Annotated in this window: 16 protein-coding genes and 1 pseudogene; 7 read left to right on the forward strand and 10 right to left on the reverse strand. The window is 56.7% G+C overall.

Annotation, left to right across the window (positions count from 1 at the left end; genetic code table 11):
- The first annotated feature begins 15 nt into the window (after positions 1 to 15).
- The 6 genes from mreC (at position 16) to tldD (ending at position 8,880) form a co-directional block, all read left to right on the forward strand.
- Positions 16 to 978, forward strand: a complete 963-nt coding sequence (mreC, locus tag OM794_RS08185) for a rod shape-determining protein MreC (protein WP_226249757.1) — start codon at positions 16 to 18, stop codon at positions 976 to 978.
- Positions 978 to 1,466: a rod shape-determining protein MreD gene (mreD, locus tag OM794_RS08190; RefSeq protein ID WP_226249758.1), complete on the forward strand. Its 489-nt coding sequence runs from the start codon at positions 978 to 980 to the stop codon at positions 1,464 to 1,466. Before mreC ends, mreD begins: the two co-directional genes overlap by 1 nt.
- Positions 1,463 to 2,044 (forward strand): Maf family protein, encoded by a 582-nt coding sequence (locus tag OM794_RS08195; protein ID WP_226249759.1) that lies wholly within the window; start codon positions 1,463 to 1,465, stop codon positions 2,042 to 2,044. Before mreD ends, OM794_RS08195 begins: the two co-directional genes overlap by 4 nt.
- A gap of 70 nt (positions 2,045 to 2,114) precedes the next feature.
- Complete coding sequence (gene rng, locus OM794_RS08200) at positions 2,115 to 3,578, forward strand: ribonuclease G (protein WP_088698557.1); 1,464 nt, start codon at positions 2,115 to 2,117, stop codon at positions 3,576 to 3,578.
- 2 nt (positions 3,579 to 3,580) lie between these two features.
- The gene (locus OM794_RS08205; protein ID WP_226249760.1) at positions 3,581 to 7,432 is read left to right on the forward strand and encodes a YhdP family protein; all 3,852 of its coding nucleotides are present in this window, start codon (positions 3,581 to 3,583) and stop codon (positions 7,430 to 7,432) included.
- The gene (gene tldD, locus OM794_RS08210) at positions 7,429 to 8,880 is read left to right on the forward strand and encodes a metalloprotease TldD (RefSeq protein WP_226249761.1); all 1,452 of its coding nucleotides are present in this window, start codon (positions 7,429 to 7,431) and stop codon (positions 8,878 to 8,880) included. The genes OM794_RS08205 and tldD overlap by 4 nt, the downstream gene beginning before the upstream one ends.
- Before the next feature lie 24 nt (positions 8,881 to 8,904).
- Here the strand turns inward: tldD and yjgA are convergent, their stop codons facing one another.
- A complete protein-coding gene (yjgA, locus tag OM794_RS08215) occupies positions 8,905 to 9,426 on the reverse strand; it encodes a ribosome biogenesis factor YjgA (RefSeq protein ID WP_226249762.1) in 522 nt (173 codons plus the stop codon).
- Between the two features lie 124 nt (positions 9,427 to 9,550).
- Here yjgA and pmbA point away from each other — a divergent pair, with 124 nt between their 5' ends.
- Complete coding sequence (gene pmbA / locus OM794_RS08220) at positions 9,551 to 10,891, forward strand: metalloprotease PmbA (protein WP_226249763.1); 1,341 nt, start codon at positions 9,551 to 9,553, stop codon at positions 10,889 to 10,891.
- Between the two features lie 16 nt (positions 10,892 to 10,907).
- On the opposite strand, the gene OM794_RS08225 is transcribed toward pmbA, so the two are convergent.
- From OM794_RS08225 to OM794_RS08265, 9 genes and pseudogenes are all read right to left on the reverse strand, one after another.
- Positions 10,908 to 11,177 (reverse strand): HPr family phosphocarrier protein, encoded by a 270-nt coding sequence (locus OM794_RS08225; RefSeq protein ID WP_088698562.1) that lies wholly within the window; start codon positions 11,175 to 11,177, stop codon positions 10,908 to 10,910.
- A 45-nt stretch (positions 11,178 to 11,222) separates the two neighbouring features.
- A complete protein-coding gene (gene rapZ, locus OM794_RS08230; protein ID WP_226249764.1) occupies positions 11,223 to 12,155 on the reverse strand; it encodes an RNase adapter RapZ in 933 nt (310 codons plus the stop codon).
- A gap of 92 nt (positions 12,156 to 12,247) precedes the next feature.
- Complete coding sequence (locus tag OM794_RS08235; RefSeq protein WP_226249765.1) at positions 12,248 to 12,718, reverse strand: PTS sugar transporter subunit IIA; 471 nt, start codon at positions 12,716 to 12,718, stop codon at positions 12,248 to 12,250.
- Positions 12,719 to 12,722: 4 nt separating this feature from the next.
- Positions 12,723 to 13,031: a ribosome hibernation-promoting factor, HPF/YfiA family gene (gene hpf, locus OM794_RS08240; RefSeq protein WP_088698565.1), complete on the reverse strand. Its 309-nt coding sequence runs from the start codon at positions 13,029 to 13,031 to the stop codon at positions 12,723 to 12,725.
- A 98-nt stretch (positions 13,032 to 13,129) separates the two neighbouring features.
- Positions 13,130 to 14,544 (reverse strand): annotated as a pseudogene (locus OM794_RS08245) (RNA polymerase factor sigma-54).
- A gap of 144 nt (positions 14,545 to 14,688) precedes the next feature.
- The gene (gene lptB / locus OM794_RS08250; protein WP_226249767.1) at positions 14,689 to 15,438 is read right to left on the reverse strand and encodes an LPS export ABC transporter ATP-binding protein; all 750 of its coding nucleotides are present in this window, start codon (positions 15,436 to 15,438) and stop codon (positions 14,689 to 14,691) included.
- A gap of 11 nt (positions 15,439 to 15,449) precedes the next feature.
- Positions 15,450 to 15,944, reverse strand: coding sequence for a lipopolysaccharide transport periplasmic protein LptA (lptA, locus tag OM794_RS08255; RefSeq protein WP_226249768.1), 495 nt, complete (start codon positions 15,942 to 15,944; stop codon positions 15,450 to 15,452).
- The gene (gene lptC / locus OM794_RS08260; RefSeq protein ID WP_226249769.1) at positions 15,941 to 16,525 is read right to left on the reverse strand and encodes an LPS export ABC transporter periplasmic protein LptC; all 585 of its coding nucleotides are present in this window, start codon (positions 16,523 to 16,525) and stop codon (positions 15,941 to 15,943) included. The genes lptA and lptC overlap by 4 nt, the downstream gene beginning before the upstream one ends.
- Positions 16,526 to 17,068 (reverse strand): KdsC family phosphatase, encoded by a 543-nt coding sequence (locus OM794_RS08265; protein WP_088698570.1) that lies wholly within the window; start codon positions 17,066 to 17,068, stop codon positions 16,526 to 16,528. It lies immediately after the preceding gene.
- Positions 17,069 to 17,085 lie beyond the last annotated feature (17 nt).

Raw genomic sequence — 17,085 nt, forward strand, 5'->3', positions numbered from 1 at the left:
TTAATTGCGGGGGGATTGCCTATTAAACCGCTGTTTTCGCACGGGCCACTGCCGGGCTACCGGCTGTTTTTTTGCGTCTTGGCCGCCAGTGCATTGATGTTTGTCGACCTGCATTTTACCCGCATGGAGCAAGTGCGTGCGCAAATGTCGATGGTCGTTGCCCCAATTCAATGGGTTGTTAGTGTGCCTAGCGACCTGTTGAATTGGGGGTCACTTGTGCTCTCCGATCAGCAGGCCTTGGTGGATGAAAACCGTCGCCTGCGCGAGCAGATTCTTACCCTTTCTCATCGTGGTCAGCGGTTGGCAAATCTGACCGCGGAAAACAGCGAGCTGCGTGAGTTGCTGAGAGCAGCAAAGCGTCGTGATATTCCCTATATTACGGCTGAACTGATATCGCTGGATAATGACCCCTTTAGTCACCAAATGGTGGTTAATCGTGGCCATCGTAACGGCGCCTACGTGGGGCAGCCGGTGATTGATGCCTCGGGTTTGGTGGGGCAAATTACCGCGGTTTCTGCCTACTCCAGCCGGGTATTGCTGTTAGCCGATGCCAGTCATGCTTTACCGGTTCAGTTGAATCGCAATGGGCTGCGCTTTATCGTCCAAGGGACGGGGCGTTACAGCAGTGTTAACGTGATGTACGTGCCGGATACGGCGGATATCCGTGAAGGCGATTTATTGACCACATCAGGCTTGGCGGGACGCTTTCCACCGGGTTATCCAGTGGCACGTGTTACCGAGGTCTATCACGATCCTGGCCAGCCTTTTGCGCGCGTGACGGCTGAACCCATGGCTCAACTGCAGCGCTCGCGTCACTTCTTACTCCTTTTTCCGCCTCCGCGAGCAGAAGTGGATGAACACGCCTGGGATGAAACGCTGGATATCTCATCAGAGGCTTTAAGCTCTTCGCTTCAGCTCTCCACTAACTCAAGCCGTGCATTGCCTGAACAACATACATCATCCCCAGAGGTGCCCTGATGCCGCGTGCACCGATTGTTCCGCTAGTGGTTATTTGGCTTAGCCTGCTTCTGGCGTTATGTTTACAAGTGATGCCGCTAGCCGATGGCTGGCAGGTATACCGCCCTGAGTGGCTGGGGCTAATGTTGATCTACTGGTGTATGCGCACCCCCGACAGAGTCGGCGTTTTTCATGGCTTTGTGCTGGGCATTTTAATGGATTTGATTGAAGGCACTGCACTGGGTCAGCATGCGCTTATCTATGCACTGTTGGCATTTCTCTGTGCCCTGGTGTATCCCCGCTTTCGGGCCTATTCGCTGGTACAGCAGTCGGCACTGGTGCTGGTGCTGCTGGGGTTAATGCAACTGGTCGCCCAGTGGCTGCGCACTATCGTGGGTGACTTTTCGATTCATTTAGCCTTTTTGATACCTGCGCTGATCAGTGCGTTGCTATGGCCGTGGCTGGCGACGATGTTTCAAGCCTTAGAACGTCGGTTGGCCGCCTCATGAGCGCGCCTGTTTTGTGCTTGGCGTCTGCGTCTCCCCGTCGTCGGGACTTGCTCGCATCCATTGGTGTGCCGGTGACGGTTTACCCTTGTGATATCGACGAAACGCCGCTGGTCGGTGAGACGCCCCACGCCTATGTGCAGCGCTTGGCGGTTGCCAAAGCTGAGGCGGCTGCCCCCTTAACCGATCTGCCTACGCTAGGTTCAGATACCGCTGTAGTGGTCGATGGGCGTATTCTAGGTAAACCGGCGGATTTTGATGAGGGCGCCGAGATGCTGCGGCTGCTTTCAGGGCGGACTCATGAGGTGCTTACCGCCGTAGCAGTGAGTGGGCCAGCGAGGATGCTCACCTGCTGTGTGGCCACCCAGGTAACCATGCGTGAAATAAGCGCAGACGAAATCGTTGCCTACTGGCGCACCGGCGAGCCGGCTGATAAAGCTGGCGGATACGCAATACAGGGTTTAGCGGCCATATTTGTAAAACAGATTCAAGGCAGTCACTCGGCAGTGGTAGGGCTACCACTGTTTGAAACGACGCACTTGCTATGCCGACAGGGAGTGCCTATCTGGCGGTGCGTTTAATTCCCTTGAATAGAGGGCGTCGCCGCCTGTATCGCTGGCAAGGAATACGTCAACCAACAAGGAATTTTGCATGAGCGGTGAAGTTCTCATCAATTTAACGCCAATGGAGACCCGCGTCGCGCTGGTGGAAAATGGCGTTTTGCAAGAGGCACTGATCGAGCGTTCCCGTCGGCGTGGCATTGTGGGCAATATCTACAAAGGCAAAGTGGTTCGCGTGCTGCCTGGTATGCAGGCTGCCTTTGTTGATATTGGCTTGGAACGGGCGGCGTTCATTCATGCCCACGAGGTGATGCCGCCCGGCACACCGCTCGATGAGCAGCAGACCATCGGCCAGTTGCTTCATGAGGGGCAGGCGCTCGTGGTGCAGGCCACCAAAGACCCCATTGGTAGTAAAGGCGCGCGATTAACCACGCATCTGTCGATCCCTTCGCGCTATTTGGTGTATATGCCGGATTCGCCGCATCATGGCGTTTCCCAGCGTATCGAAGATGAACGCGAACGCGAGCGCTTAAAAGCGCTGCTGGATAGCAGCGTGGCGGAACAGACGCTGGAAGTGACGGGCGGCTTTATTGTGCGAACTGCCGCGGAAGGCGTCGGTGACGAAGAGCTAAAAGGCGATATGCACTTTCTGCTGCGGCTGTGGCGCAAGGTCAGCGAACGTAAGGTAACTGCGACACCACAAAGCGTCATTTATGATGATTTACCGCTGTTTATGCGCACGTTACGCGATGTAATGCGTGACGATATCGAAAAAGTACGTATCGATTCACGGGAAAATTTCGTCAAGCTGGTTGAGTTCGCCGAAGAGTTTATGCCCGATGCGGTTGAACGGATTGAGTACTACCCCGGCGAGCGACCCATCTTTGATCTTTACAGCGTCGAGGACGAGATCCAGAAAGCGTTAGGGCGCAAGGTGCAGTTGAAATCCGGTGGCTATCTGGTGATTGATCCCACCGAGGCAATGACCACCATTGATGTTAATACCGGTGGTTATGTCGGCCATCGCAACCTTGAAGAGACCATTTTCAAAACCAACCTTGAGGCCGCCACGGCGATTGCCCGCCAACTTCGTCTGCGCAACCTGGGCGGCATTATCATTATCGACTTTATCGATATGGTTGATGTTGAGCATCAGCGGCAGGTGTTACGGGTACTCGAGAAAGCGTTAGAGCGTGATCATGCCAAAACCAAGTGTACCGGTGTCACCGAGCTTGGCCTTGTTCAGCTTACCCGTAAACGCACCCGGGAAAGCCTGGAGCAGACGCTCTGCGAAGCGTGCCCCACCTGCAGTGGCCGCGGTACGCTTAAAACGCCTGAAACCGTCTGCTACGAAATTTTTCGTGAGATTCTGCGCGAAGAGCGTGCCTACAGTGCTGAAACCTATATGGTGCTTGCTTCGCAGCCCGTTGTTGACCGCTTGCTAGATGAAGAGTCAGCGGCGGTGGCCGACCTGGAGACGTTTATCAATAAAACCATCCGTTTTCAGGTTGAGCAGCACTACTCCCAAGAGCAGTACGATATTGTGCTGATGTAACCATGCCTACTCGTTCGCTGGTGCGTTGGAGTTTGCTAATCGTCGCCTGGTTACTAGGCAGCGCTGCTGTGCTGCTGCTGCTGCTGCGTTTGCTGATTAGCCAATCCGATGCCCTTACCCCCCGTATTGAAGCGCTGATTGAAGCGCGTATTGGCGTACCGGTCACTATTGAGCATCTCTCGCTTTCTCTGGCTCGGAATGACCTGTTGTTGCGTCTTGACGGCGTAAACGCGGAAACCCCAGAGGGCCAGGCGCTGTTTTCCCTTGAGCATGCGGGTCTGCGTTTGGATACCTGGGCCTCGCTTGTTCATATGGCGCCCATTTTTAGCGATGCCCGCATTAGCGGTACCGAGTTTCATCTCTATCAAGGCACTGGAGCGGCTTGGCAGTGGCCAGAGCCCGCTGAGCTACCGCTCTTGATGGCGCCCGATCCTGAAGTGGATCTGGCCACCATCGATGACTGGGCGGGGTTGATTTTGCGCCAACGCCTGTGGGTGGAAGACACGCGCGTGGTGCTGCATGGCAAGCAGGATACCGTGCTGCTTTATGCCCAAACGCTGTTATTGTCTGGCGATGAGCGGCGTACACGGTTAGAAGGTGCTATCAATATTGCCCAATCGATACAGCAGGCGCGCGAAGTAGCGTTGCCGGCGGCTGAAATGAAAGTTGAAATGCAGCCTGGGAAACATGGCTTTAGCGACTTTTCGGCTGCGCTGCAACTGGATATTCAGCTTGATCAGTTAGTTGTCCTGGCGGATATGTTCCGGCCTGATCACGCAGCCTATTTGGAGCAGGCTGGCGGCAGCGCACGGCTGTGGGGGCGCTGGAGTGCCGGACGACTTGAAGAAGCCCGGGTTGCGGTCGACGTTCCACAATTGACGCTTCGTCATAATGTCCAGTACGCGGTATTAAGGGACATTGAAGCCAATGGCCTGTGGCAGCGGGATGGCGATGGGGGCGAGGCGTGGTTAAGCGGCGATGCGGAGAGCGTGGAGTGGGCCCAGCCCCCCGGCGGAAGTGTAGGGCCCGCCTTACCGCGCCACTGGCACGCTACGCACCAGCCAGGAGAGTGGGAAGTTCGCACCAGTGCCTTTGAGCTCGCCTCGCTGACCGCTTGGCGCGACTATGTGTTGCTACCTGAGTCCGTTACGCGGGTATTGCAAACCCTCGCCCCCCGGGGGCAAGTGGAGGGGTTGCATGTTGGGCAACAGGATGGCCATTGGGGGGTGGATGCCGCGCTAACGGAAGTAGAAGTCTCTCCGTGGCAGCAGGCACCCGGTGGCGGCCCGCTGGATGCTTGGGTGCAGGCGCGAGACTTCCGCGGCCGCGTCCTGTTTAGCAGTAATGGTGCAAGCACCCTCTATTTTCCCGAGTTTTTTGCCGCCCCCATGCAACTGCGACGTGCTGAAGGGGAAGTTGAGTGGGTATATGACGGCCCCAATACCATGGTCAGTGGTAAGCGATTAAGCGTCGACTGGGACGGCGCGCAGGTAGAGGGCGGCTTTGGTTTGGTGACCGGTCATCAGCGTGGGCATTTTGGTTTAGAGCTGAACTTTAGTGACGTGGATGCTGTTGAGCGCCCGCTGGCCCAGTGGCTGCCGCTAAGTGTCATGGATGACGAGCTTCGCGAGTGGCTGCTCAATGATATTGGCGGCTATGTCAGCGAAGGCTCGCTGCAATTAAGCCAGCCGCTAGGCGAAGGAGCCACTGCCGAAGACTTTACCGCGACGCTCGCGCTGGCAGTCGCCCAAGGGCATTTGCCGATTGCCCCAGGCTGGCCGCGCCTTGACGATGTGGAGGGGCGTCTAAAGTGGCAAAACCGAGTGTTGGAGGCTGAAATCGATAACGCTAAGAGCCATGGCGTCACCGCTTCAGAGGGTGAGCTAGTAATGGAGGATGAGACGCTCAACCTTTCGGGTCAATTGCAGGCAGATGGGCCAGCGCTAGTATCGTTTTTACAGGCGATGCCCGAGATAGACCTTTCCCAACTAAGCGATTTGCGCGTAACAGGTGGCGTTAACGGCGATATTGCGCTGTCGTTGCCGTTAGCAAACCCGGAGGCGCTTCAACTGGAAATTAATGCTCAGCCACGCTTTCCGGAAGTGGTGTATCAACCGCTCGATCTACGTCTTCAATCGGTTGAGGGGGATCTTGCCTGGCTCCAAGAGGGGGAAAGTTCAGGTCTCGTCGGAGAGGCTAGTGGGCAGTTGCTTGGTGGCTCTATCAACGCGGATATTGATACTCAGCGCAACGGCATACAGCTGCAGGGAAGTGTCGCCACCGAGGCGCTTTTTGGACTTGCGGGGTTGGGTAATCAAGGGCGTCTGCCGCTAGAAGGGCCGCTAGAGTGGCAGGGCAGCGTCGTCCTAACGCCAACGCCCACTCTGCGCTTGGAGAGTCGTTTAGTCGGCGTCACCAGCCATCTACCCGAACCCTTTGCAAAAACGCCACAGCAGGCCTGGCCCTGGACATTAACCGCCGATATGGACACAAAACGTCTCGAAAGTCGCCTCGCTGATATTGCTTCTGCACGACTGCAACCGATTAACGGCTCGCTTGCCGGGACGTTAAATTTAGGCAGCCGGGCGGAGCGTCTACCCGGCTGGCCCTCCCAGCCTGGGGTTAGTCTCGACGCTGCCGTAACTCGAATTGACCCGCTAGCGTGGCAGCAGGCGATTGCACCGCTAATGGCAGGCGGGACACCCAGCACGTCTGGCGAAGGCACTCAAATGCCGTTGACGGTCTCGCTAGCCACCCCCTGTGTGATTTACCAAAGGGAGTGTTTAGGCAGTTTTAATGCCTCGGGCAATATGAATGATGGCCGGGTGGATTTGGGCCTAAGCGGTAACCTGGTTACCGGGCGCTTAAACTACGATGCTCAATCGCCGCAACCGTTAGATGTGGCCATTGAAGCGCTGGCGCTTGATCGCTTGCTGGCGTTAGCCAATGTCGAGCATGACAGTGATGCACCGATGCCAGACTCCTGGATGGAGTCGGTCGACACCCAGCGCCAGGAGCCTGTGGCCATTCCTGATTGGCTCGCCGACGTGCCCAATGGACGATTACGCCTAGCTGAAATTGCCATGGGGCCGCGCCGCTTCGGCCCTTTGACCGCCTACTGGAAAACCGATGGCGAGCGATTCTCGCTGACGCCTGTTGGCTTAACTCTGGGACAGCTCTCAGCGCGTGGCGAGCTGCACTGGGAGGGGGATGCCGTCTCCAGTCATACCCGCGCGGACATTACGATTCAGGGTGGCGATATCGGCACTGCCCTTGAACGCCTAGACCAGCCGGTGGCTATGCGTAGCCGCAGTACCGACGTGTCTGCTTCGCTAGACTGGCCAGGGGCGCCTTGGCAGTTGGAGTTAAGCCGCTCGGATGGCACTATCAGTACCGACATTCGTGATGGCAGCTTTGTTACTCTGGAATCGGCGCCTGCGCGATTAATTGGTTTGCTCAATTTCGATAATATTTTACGTCGCCTGCGCTTGGATTTTTCCGACGTTACCGGCCGTGGCACCGCATTTGATCGTGTGAAGGGTACCGCCGATGTTACCGGCGGGCTGCTGACGCTACGCGGGCCATTGCAAATTGATGCGCCGGCCACCACCCTAACGCTTACCGGCAGTGCCGATCTGGTGACCCGTGAACTCGACCAGCGGCTTGGCGTCACACTACCAGTAACACAAAGTTTGCCGATTGCGGCGATTGCCGTTGGCGCGCCCATCGTGGGTGGCGCACTGTTCCTTGCCGACCAGCTGTTTGGCGACGCACTGGATCGTGCCACGACACTCCATTATCGCGTGCGAGGTCCTTGGACTTCGCCGCAGGTTACTTTAGAAGGCCCCCAATGACCGCATATAAAAGTGATGTAGATACGGCTGCCGCCATTCTTTTGACCCCTGGAGGTCTCGATTTAGAGGCCTTGGAAACGGGGCTGAGCTACGCCATGGGCGCGGGCATTGACTATGCAGACCTCTATTTCCAGCGTACCTGGCAAGAGGGCTGGGTACTGGAAGATGGCGAGGTGAAAGAGGCCAGTTACAGTATTGACGGTGGCGTCGGCGTGCGCTCACTGGCAGGTGAAAAAACCGGCTTTGCCTACTCCAACCAGATTACCGCCGATGCGCTAATGGACACCGGCCGCACGGCGGCGGGCATCGTCCGCAGCGGCCAACGTCTGCCTGGGCAATTGGTTCGCCCGGTTTCCGCCATGTCGCGCTATGAGGGAATCGACCCTCTGGCCGGGCTAAGCGCTGAAGACAAAGTCGCCATGTTAAAACAGGCTGACAAAGTCGCTCGTGCTGCAGACCCGAGCATCAGTCAAGTGAGTGCTTCCCTCTCAGGTACCTACGAGGTGGTGCTGGTGCGGGCCAGCGATGGCACCTTGGCGGCGGATATTCGCCCGCTGGTGCGCTTTAATGTCAGCGTTATCGCGGTAAAGAATGGCCGACGTGAGCGGGGCAGTGCGGGCGGTGGCGGCCGTTACTCCATGGCTAAACTCCGCGATGACCAAGTTGCCGAGCAGTACGCTAAAGAGGCGGTGCGCCAGGCGCTGGTCAACCTGGAAGCTGTAGATGCACCTGCGGGGCAAATGCCCGTGGTGCTGGCGTCGGGGTGGCCGGGGATTCTGCTCCATGAGGCCGTCGGTCACGGTCTGGAAGGGGATTTCAACCGTAAGGGCAGTTCCGCGTTTGCTGGCAAGATGGGCCAACGTGTTGCCGCTAAAGGCGTGACCATTGTCGATGATGCAACGCTGGCGGATTGTCGTGGCTCCATGAGCGTGGATGACGAGGGCACCCCAGGGCAGTGCACGCCGCTGATCGAAGACGGCATTTTGACCGGCTATATGCAGGACAAGCTCAATGCTCGGCTAATGGGTATGGCGCCCACAGGCAACGCGCGGCGTGAATCTTTCGCGCACTTACCCATGCCGCGTATGACCAATACGGTCATGCTAGCGGGCCAGGATGAGCCTAGCGATATTATTAAAAGCGTTAAGCGCGGTATTTACGCGGTGAGCTTTGGTGGTGGGCAGGTGGATATCACCTCGGGCAAATTTGTCTTCTCCGCCAGCGAAGCCTACCTGATTGAAGATGGTAAGGTGACGGCGCCGGTGAAAGGGGCCACCTTGATTGGTAACGGGCCGGAAGCGATGCAGCGTGTCTCCATGATTGGCCACGATATGGCGCTGGATACCGGTATCGGTGTGTGTGGCAAAGAGGGGCAGGGCGTGCCAGTGGGTGTCGGCCAGCCCACCCTGAAATTGGATGAGCTGACCGTCGGCGGTACTCAGTCTTAAATAGCTGTTTTTAAAGGGCCGCCTTTAAAGTGAGAGGGTTTCGCGCAGGTGTTTGAATAGCTTGCGCGAGCTGGTGGGTGGTTTGCCCTGCTCGCGTTCCCGCTGGGCGTTGCGAATCAATTGACGCAGGGTCTGGCGGTCGGCATCGGGGTGCTCCGCCATAAACAGGTCGACAGCAGGATCGCCCTCATCAATTAAGCGTTCCCGCCATTTTTCCAGGCGGTGAAACGCGTGGTCGCGCTGCTCCTGCTCCTGGTCGATGGAGTCGAACACGGCTTGAATGGCGGTGAGATCCTCTTTACGGATTAACTTGCCGACATACTGCATATGGCGGCGGCGACCTTCGTGGGAGCGAATGCGCGAGGTTTCCTCGATAGCGCGCAGCATATCGTCAGAGAGGGGGAAACGGGCGCGTTCCGCCGGTCGCATGGCGATTAAGGTTTCCCCAAGTGCCTGTAAGGCATGCATTTCGCGTTTGAGTTGCGACTTGCTAGGGCGTTCTTCCTGCTCTTCTGTTTCTACGGGATCGGGACGTTGCTTACGCATAGTGTGACTCACAGACAAGATTCGTGGCGGCATTATACCAGTTGCGAGTACAACATTGATTCACCGAAGAGACTCTCTTGAAAGACATTCAGTTGAGAGACATTCGGTCGAAAAAGGAGGCCATATGGCACAGGCATTTGATGCATCCGCGCAGCAGTCGCTTTTGACCGCGCGCGCCGAAGAGGCGCTAGCACTGGCGAAGCGCTTGGGCGCTGATGCTGCCGAAGTGGGTGCAAGCGTTGACCAGGGCATAGGCATTAGCGTGCGCCTTGGCGAAGTTGAAACGGTTGAGTTATCCCGCGACCAGGGCATAGCCGTCACGCTTTACGTGGGCCAGCGTAAAGGCAGCGCTTCTTCCACCGATGCCAGTAGTGCTTCGATTCAGGCAGCCGTAGAGAAAGCGCTCTCGATTGCCCGCTATACCGGTGAAGATAAGGCCGCAGGGCTGGCCGATGCAGCGCTGATGGCCACCGAGCTGCCCGACCTTAAAGTGCACTACCCCTGGGCGCTCACGACGGACGAGGCGATCGAGCTGGCGCTTGCCTGCGAGCAGGCGGGGCGTGACGTAGAAGGTATCTCACAGTCAGATGGCGCGTCTCTCTCCAGTGGCGAAGGAGTGCGCGTTTACGCCAATAGCCATGGTTTTTTAGGTACCCAAAAGGGCAGTAGCCACTCACTTTCGTGCATGCTGATAGCGCAAGACGCCAGCGGTATGCAGCGCGACTACGATTATACTTCTGCCCGCGATCCCAAGGCGCTGCGTGACCCCGCGGAGGTAGGGCGCGAAGCCGCAGTTCGCACGCTGCGCAGGCTTGGCGCTAAACGTCCACCCACGGGCACCTTCCCGGTGCTGTTTGATCCCTCGCTGGCCAGCGGGTTAATCGGTCACCTTCTCAGTGGATTGGCCGGTGGTGCGCTCTACCGTCAGGCCTCGTTTTTGTGTGACCGGCTTGGTACACCGCTGTTTCCCGACTGGTTTAGCCTAGAAGAGCGACCGATGGAAATTGGCGCCATGGCCAGCTCGCCGTTTGATGGTGAGGGCGTGCAAACGCGTAATAATCGCTTTATCGACCAGGGACGCATTGCCAGCTATATGCTCTCTTCCTACAGTGCTCGTCGCCTTGGCATGCATACCACCGGCAATGCCGGAGGTGCGCGTAATGTGCGTTTGGCGGCGCCACTGCAATCACGCGAAAGTCTGCTGCAGGAGATGGGGCGGGGGATTTGGGTAACGGAACTGATGGGGCAGGGAGTCAACGGCGTCACCGGCGATTACTCCCGGGGTGCCGCAGGCTTTTGGGTCGAAAACGGGAAGGTGCAGTACCCCGTTGAAGAGTTCACCATTGCCGGTAATCTGGAGCGGATGTTCACTGGCCTCATCGGCATTGGTGATGACACCGATACCCGCGGCAGTGTTCACACCGGTAGCTGGTTGATTGATGCCATGACCGTGGCGGGCGACTAGTAAGCACAAGCTACGGCTACTGATCCTCCTCAAAGCGGGCGTCGAACAGCGCTTGAATCGCTTCAAGCGCCTGTTCGGCGTCATCGCCTTCGGCATTGATCTTCAGCTCAGTACCGCAAGGGGCTGCCAGCATCAGCAACGACATGATGTTGGCGGCGTCAGCGACCTGATTCTGCTTGTAAACATGTATTTTAGCCGAAAACTGTTGACCGCATTTGACCAGTTTTGTCGCCGCGCGAGCGTGTAGGCCGCGTTGATTGGTGAGTGTGAGTGTTCGTTCTGGCACCCTGGTTCCTTTTCGCCGAGTGGTGTCATTAATGGATAGACGCGTTTAAGAGGTCTCTGGTCGCTGGTTAGTTGGCGTAGAGCTGACCAGAGTGGCGGCTGACTGTTTGCTTAAGGTGTAGTGTAACCCCAGCTCGCGGTGGCGCAGTTGAACTTCGCCCATGCAGGGAGCCAACTTTTCCGCTAACTTCTCGACCATATAAACCGAACGGTGTTGGCCACCGGTGCAGCCAATCGCGATGGTCATGTAGCTACGCTGGCTATTTTGGTAAGCGGGCAGCCAGCGCTCCAGCCAGCCCAGAATGTCACTGCTCATGGCGTCAACGATCGGGTAGCTGCTTAGAAAAGCCACAATGTCAGCGTCGCGACCTGTGAACTGGCGCAGCGTCGGATCCCAATAGGGGTTCGGCAGGCAGCGCACATCGAAAACCAAGTCAGCGTCTAGCGGCACGCCGCGTTTGTAACCAAACGACTCAAGCGTCAGCGTAAGCTTATCGCTGCGCTGGTGCGCGACCTGGTCGGTAATGCGACGGCGTAAATCGTGCACCGATAAACGGGATGTATCGATCAATAGGTCGGCGAGGTCGCGAATATCCTCCAGCGTCTCCTCTTCTTTGTTGATCGCCTCTTCCAGCGTCATCTCACTATCCCGGGTCAGCGGATGGCGTCGCCGAGTAGCGGAGTAGCGCTCAAGCAGTATGCGCGCATCGGTGGTCAGGTAAATGACCTGGAAGTCGATCTTACGCTGACGTAGTTCACCTAACAAAGAGGGGAGGCGCTCAAGCGCGCCCGGTAAATTACGGGCATCAATGCTGACCGCCAAATGGGTGCGGTCACCCTGGTCGCGTATCTCGTCCACCAGCGATCCCAGCAGCATAGCGGGAAGGTTATCAATCGCGTAGTAGCCAAGATCTTCCAGCGCCTGTAGAGCGATAGATTTACCTGACCCGGAGCGGCCGCTAATGATCACCAGTTGCATAGAGTCTCTCTTTGCCTTGGTCAAGCTGCGTTGAGGGGGGAGCGAAACATAAACCTGCCCTGAATAATAGCTTAAACAGGTTTTAAGACCGGTTAGGCCGCTGATTGCTCACGGATTTTGGCAGTGATGAGCTCAAGTAATTCGCGCTGGCTGGCTGCTTTACGCAGTTGCTGGCGTGTATTCGCATCATTCATGATGGTCGCGACTTGGCCGAGCAATGAAAGGTGCGTGTCATCCGCTTCTTCGGGTACCAGCAGTACAAACACCAGGTCTACCGGGTCACCGTCGATAGCGTCGAAATCAATCGCTTCTGACAGTTTTAAAAAGCCAGCGATAGGGGCTGTGCAGTGGGGGCTACGCGCATGGGGGATAGCCACACCGTTACCAATACCCGTACTGCCTAAGCGCTCACGGCCGATTAAACGGCTAAACACTTCTTGGCTGTCCAGGCTGGGAATATTTTGGGCAATAAAGGTGCTGTAAAACTCCAGCACCCTTTTTTTGCTGCCCCCGGGTACGTCGAACAGAACGCGCTCCGGGGGGAGTATGGTTTCCAACGTCATTGAATTAACGCACGCCTGCGCCTTGGGCGCGAGCTTGTGCTTTTTCCTTGTGTTTAACGAGTTGACGGTCGATTTTGTCCGCTAGGGCATCAATAGCGGCGTACATATCACTGTCCATGGCCTCCGCATGTAAATCCGCGCCTGCTGCGTGCAGCGTACAGGCGGCCTGCTGGCGCTCTTTCTCCACTGATAAGGTGACTTGCACCGTGGTTATATTGTCGTAGTGGCGCTCTACACGCTCAAGTTTTTCGTTGACATAGTCACGCAAGGCGTCAGTCAGTTCTACGTGATGACCAGTGATATTAACTTGCATTGACGTACTCCTTATCCATCGGACTGTACTTCGATTGTAACCCTTTTTGCCGCGTTGCAAAGCCCTTGTCGAGAGTTTCCCTTAAACGGCATCAGGGGCTAGCGTAAACGGCGCCGTTCGCTGGAGGAGGGGATGCCCATGGCTTCGCGGTATTTAGCTACCGTGCGACGCGCCACCTGCACTCCCCCTTCACCTAATAGCGTGACTAAACGGCTGTCAGAAAGCGGTTTGCCAGGGGGCTCATCTTGAATGAGTTTTTTGAGCGCGCGCGGATGGCGGTACTGGAGTGGCTGTCGCCGTCCTGACTGCTCACCTGGCTGGAGAAAAAGTACTTGAGCTCAAACACGCCGCGTGGAGTATGAATATATTTCTGCGTCGTTACCCGTGAGATAGTCGATTCATGCATCTCAACGGCTTCAGCGATATCCGCCAGTATTAGCGGCTTCATGGCCTCTTCGCCGTGCTCTAAAAAGCCAATCTGACGGGTGATGATTTCACGACCCACCCGCAGCAGCGTATCGTTACGGCTGGAGAGACTCTTGATTAACCAGCGCGCTTCCTGGAGGTGCTCTTTGAGAAACTGGTTGTCATCGCTTTTGTCCGCACGCTTAATCAGGCTGGCGTAGTCCGGCTGAATACGCAGCCGCGGTAGAGCCTCAGGGTTGAGCTCCAAATGCCAGCCTTCGTTATCGTGGCGGACGACTAGATCGGGGGTCACATAGCTGTCGTCGGTGTCGCCGTAGGCGCTACCTGGGCGAGGATCCAGGCTGCGAATCAGTAGAATGACATCGGCCAACTGTTCGTCGTCGAGCCCTAGGCGGCGTTTCAGCAGGCGCATGTCATCCTTGCCGAGCGCTTCAAGAAACTGACGCACCAGGCGGCGGGCGGGTATCAGCAGCGGCGTATCGTCGGGAAGAGCGGCAAGCTGCAGCATTAGGCATTCACGCAAGTCGCGGGCAAATATGCCGGTTGGCTCAAACTGCTGCAGCTTAAGCAGTGTGGTTTCCACTTCCCGCTGACTAAGCCCATCAATACCCTGGGCTCGTAGGCCTTCACGGATATCGTTAAGCGGCTGAGTCAGGTAGCCGTTAGCATCTAGTGCGTCGATTAAGCTCTCCGCGACAAGCTGCTCGCGGGCGCTGAAATCGGTCATGGCGAGTTGCCACAGCAGGTGTCCATGTAGGCTTTGCCCGGCCGCTTGGCGTTCAAAATCGGGGCCTTCGCTGCTGCTGCCCCCCTGGCTACCCATATCTTGATAGGTATCGGACCAGTCGCTATCTACCGAGAGCTCCGTAGGGATGCTCTCTGACCACTCTTCTTCCTTAGGCTCGCTGACAGCCTGCTCACTAAATTCATCCTCCTGCTCCAGCATGGGATTGGCATCAAGAGCCTGCTGAATTTCTTGACGAAGATCCAGCGTCGAGAGTTGCAACAGCGCAATGGCCTGCTGCAACTGGGGCGTCATGGTCAGCTGTGTGCCGATACGCAGTTGGAGAGAAGCTTTCATGACCATCTGAGAACCACTCGTTAATCAGAATGCTCCACACTAGTGCGAGTGAGTGCCAGGTGCAAGTGCAATAAGCATGCCATTGGTAGTAAAGTCGTTGCAAGGCGCTATTTAGGGGTGAAAAAATAGCCTTAGAAGAGAAAAATAAGTTTAGAGGCGAAAATCAGCGCCCAAATAAACATCCCTTACTTTCTGGTTGGTAAGAATGGAGGCTGGCGAGCCGCTGGCAATGATTTGCCCATCACCGACGATATACGCAATATCGCAAATATCCAGGGTTTCACGCACGTTGTGGTCGGTGATCAGTACACCGATATGGCGTTGCTTCAGGGCACGGATGATAGTTTTAATCTCGCCTACCGAAATAGGGTCGACGCCGGCAAAGGGCTCATCCAGTAAAATAAAGGCAGGGTCAGTGGCCAGCGAGCGGGCAATTTCGACTCGCCTGCGCTCACCGCCTGAAAGGCTCATGCCGAGATTGTCGCGAATGTGAGTGATATGAAAGTCTTCGAGCAGCGCTTCCAGGCGCTGTTCCCGCTCGCTGCGATTAAGCTCTTTGCGGGTTTCGAGGATTGCCATAATATTATCGGCAACTGAAAGTTTGCGGAAAATAGACGCCTCTTGAGGGAGGTAGCCGATGCCCGCCGCGGCACGCTCGTGCATGGGGGCGCGGGTTAAGTCCCTGTCGTCGATGCCTACTTTGCCAGCGTCGGATTTTACCAGCCCGACAATCATATAGAACGAGGTGGTTTTGCCTGCACCATTTGGGCCAAGGAGGCCCACAATGCTGCCTTGGCAGATCTCTAGGTTGATATCTTTAACCACCCGACGCCGTTTGTAGCTTTTGGCCAGGTGGTGGGCATAAAGGGTTTTGATCGGCGCAGTATCAGCAGTGGCCACAGCTTGGCTCCCTATTGTTCAGGCTGAAGGGTCATTCGAATGCGCTGGGGCTCGCTGCCGTCAACGTCAGAGCGTGCTTGAATCACTTCGCGGTCAATAAAATACTCAAGGCGCCCACCGTTGAACGTGTCCTCTTGTTGGGTCAGTTCGGCTTGATCAATCAACTCGACGCGGCGTTCCGCAACGTGATAAATGATCCGCCGTGCCCAACCTTCGGTGGGGCCCTCCTGCCCTTCACCCTGATGGCGCAGATAGGCGCGCTCACCGGTGGCTGTCGCTGTCGAGAGTTCACCTGCCTCGTTGCGTTTGACCTCTACCCGCTCGCCCCGCAACTGCATTTCGCCCTGGCGAATGTCCACGTCTCCACTATAAACGGCGGTACCCGCCCGTTGGTCGAGATCCAAACGGTCGGCCTCTACTTCAATAGGCGCCTGCTGTGAGGTCTGGGCCTGCGCTGTTAGCGGTATCGCGAGCGCAAAAAAGGCGGTGTAAACAAGTGCTTTCATGGCGACTCCTCTCTAGATTGCTTGGCCGGGGGGTGTGTGCCGCGTACATTATCCGTTAGGCGAACCCGGCTATCGTTAAGCCACACGTCCATACGTGAAGCACTCATTTGCTGGGGCGGTTGCTGCAGCATGACCGGTGTATCACTCCAGGCATGCTGGGTTACCCCATCATAATGCAATAGCTCGGTATCTAGCTGCCAACCTTCATCCGGTGCTATCAAACGTGCCGAGCCTGACAGTAGCAGCGACTGGGTGGCGGTATTGAGCGTGCCTACATCTGCGCTAGCCAGCCATTGACGCTCCTCATTGTCGTAAAGCAGCGCTTCGGGCTCTTCTGTCCAGGTTTCACTTTGCTGAGGCGTATGGATCAGGCGCGGGGTTTTCAGCGACTGCAGGACGTTGCCATTATCACCGAATAGCGTGATTTCAGCATTTTCCAATACGTGGCCTGGCTCTTGAGCCTGCGCTTCTGGATCGATGCTGGTGTCTTGCGGGCCGCGGGGGTCAAGCCATACCAGTAGAGCTCCCAGTGCTATGACCAGCCCGGCTAACCAGAGACGCACTTTAAAGCGTTTAATCATTTACGTGCGGCCGTGGAGGTAGGTGTCGAGCACCGCGCCCCAGTGCCCTTGGGATTCAAGCAGCGTATCGCAGATTTCGCGCACTGCTCCGTGGCCACCCAGACGCTCGGTGATCCAGTCGGCGTGAGTATGCATATAGTCCGGTGCGTTAGGGACGGTAATGCCAACGCCGCAACGCTTGATCGCCGCTAGGTCGGGTAGGTCGTCGCCGCAATAAGCCACCTGTTCCAGCTCGATATCTAGGCGCTGACAGAGCCCACGCAAGGTGGCCAGCTTATCTTCACAGCCCTGATGGACATGATCGATGCCCAGTGCGGCGGCGCGCTGGCTCACCATGGGGGAGTCGCGGCCGGTAATCAACGCTACATGTACGCCTACGCGTTTGAGAAGTTTTAGCCCATGGCCATCCTGGGTGTGGAATGCCTTGATTTCGATTCCATCGGCCTGAAAGTAGAGACGGCCATCAGTGAGAACGCCGTCCACATCCAGCGCCAAAAGGCGTACACGGCGGAGACGATCAAGTAGCGCAGCAGGTAGGGACATAGAGCCTCCATATCACT

The sequence above is a fragment of the Halomonas sp. BDJS001 genome (genome assembly GCF_026104355.1).
In the GTDB taxonomy this organism is placed as follows: Bacteria; Pseudomonadota; Gammaproteobacteria; order Pseudomonadales; family Halomonadaceae; genus Vreelandella.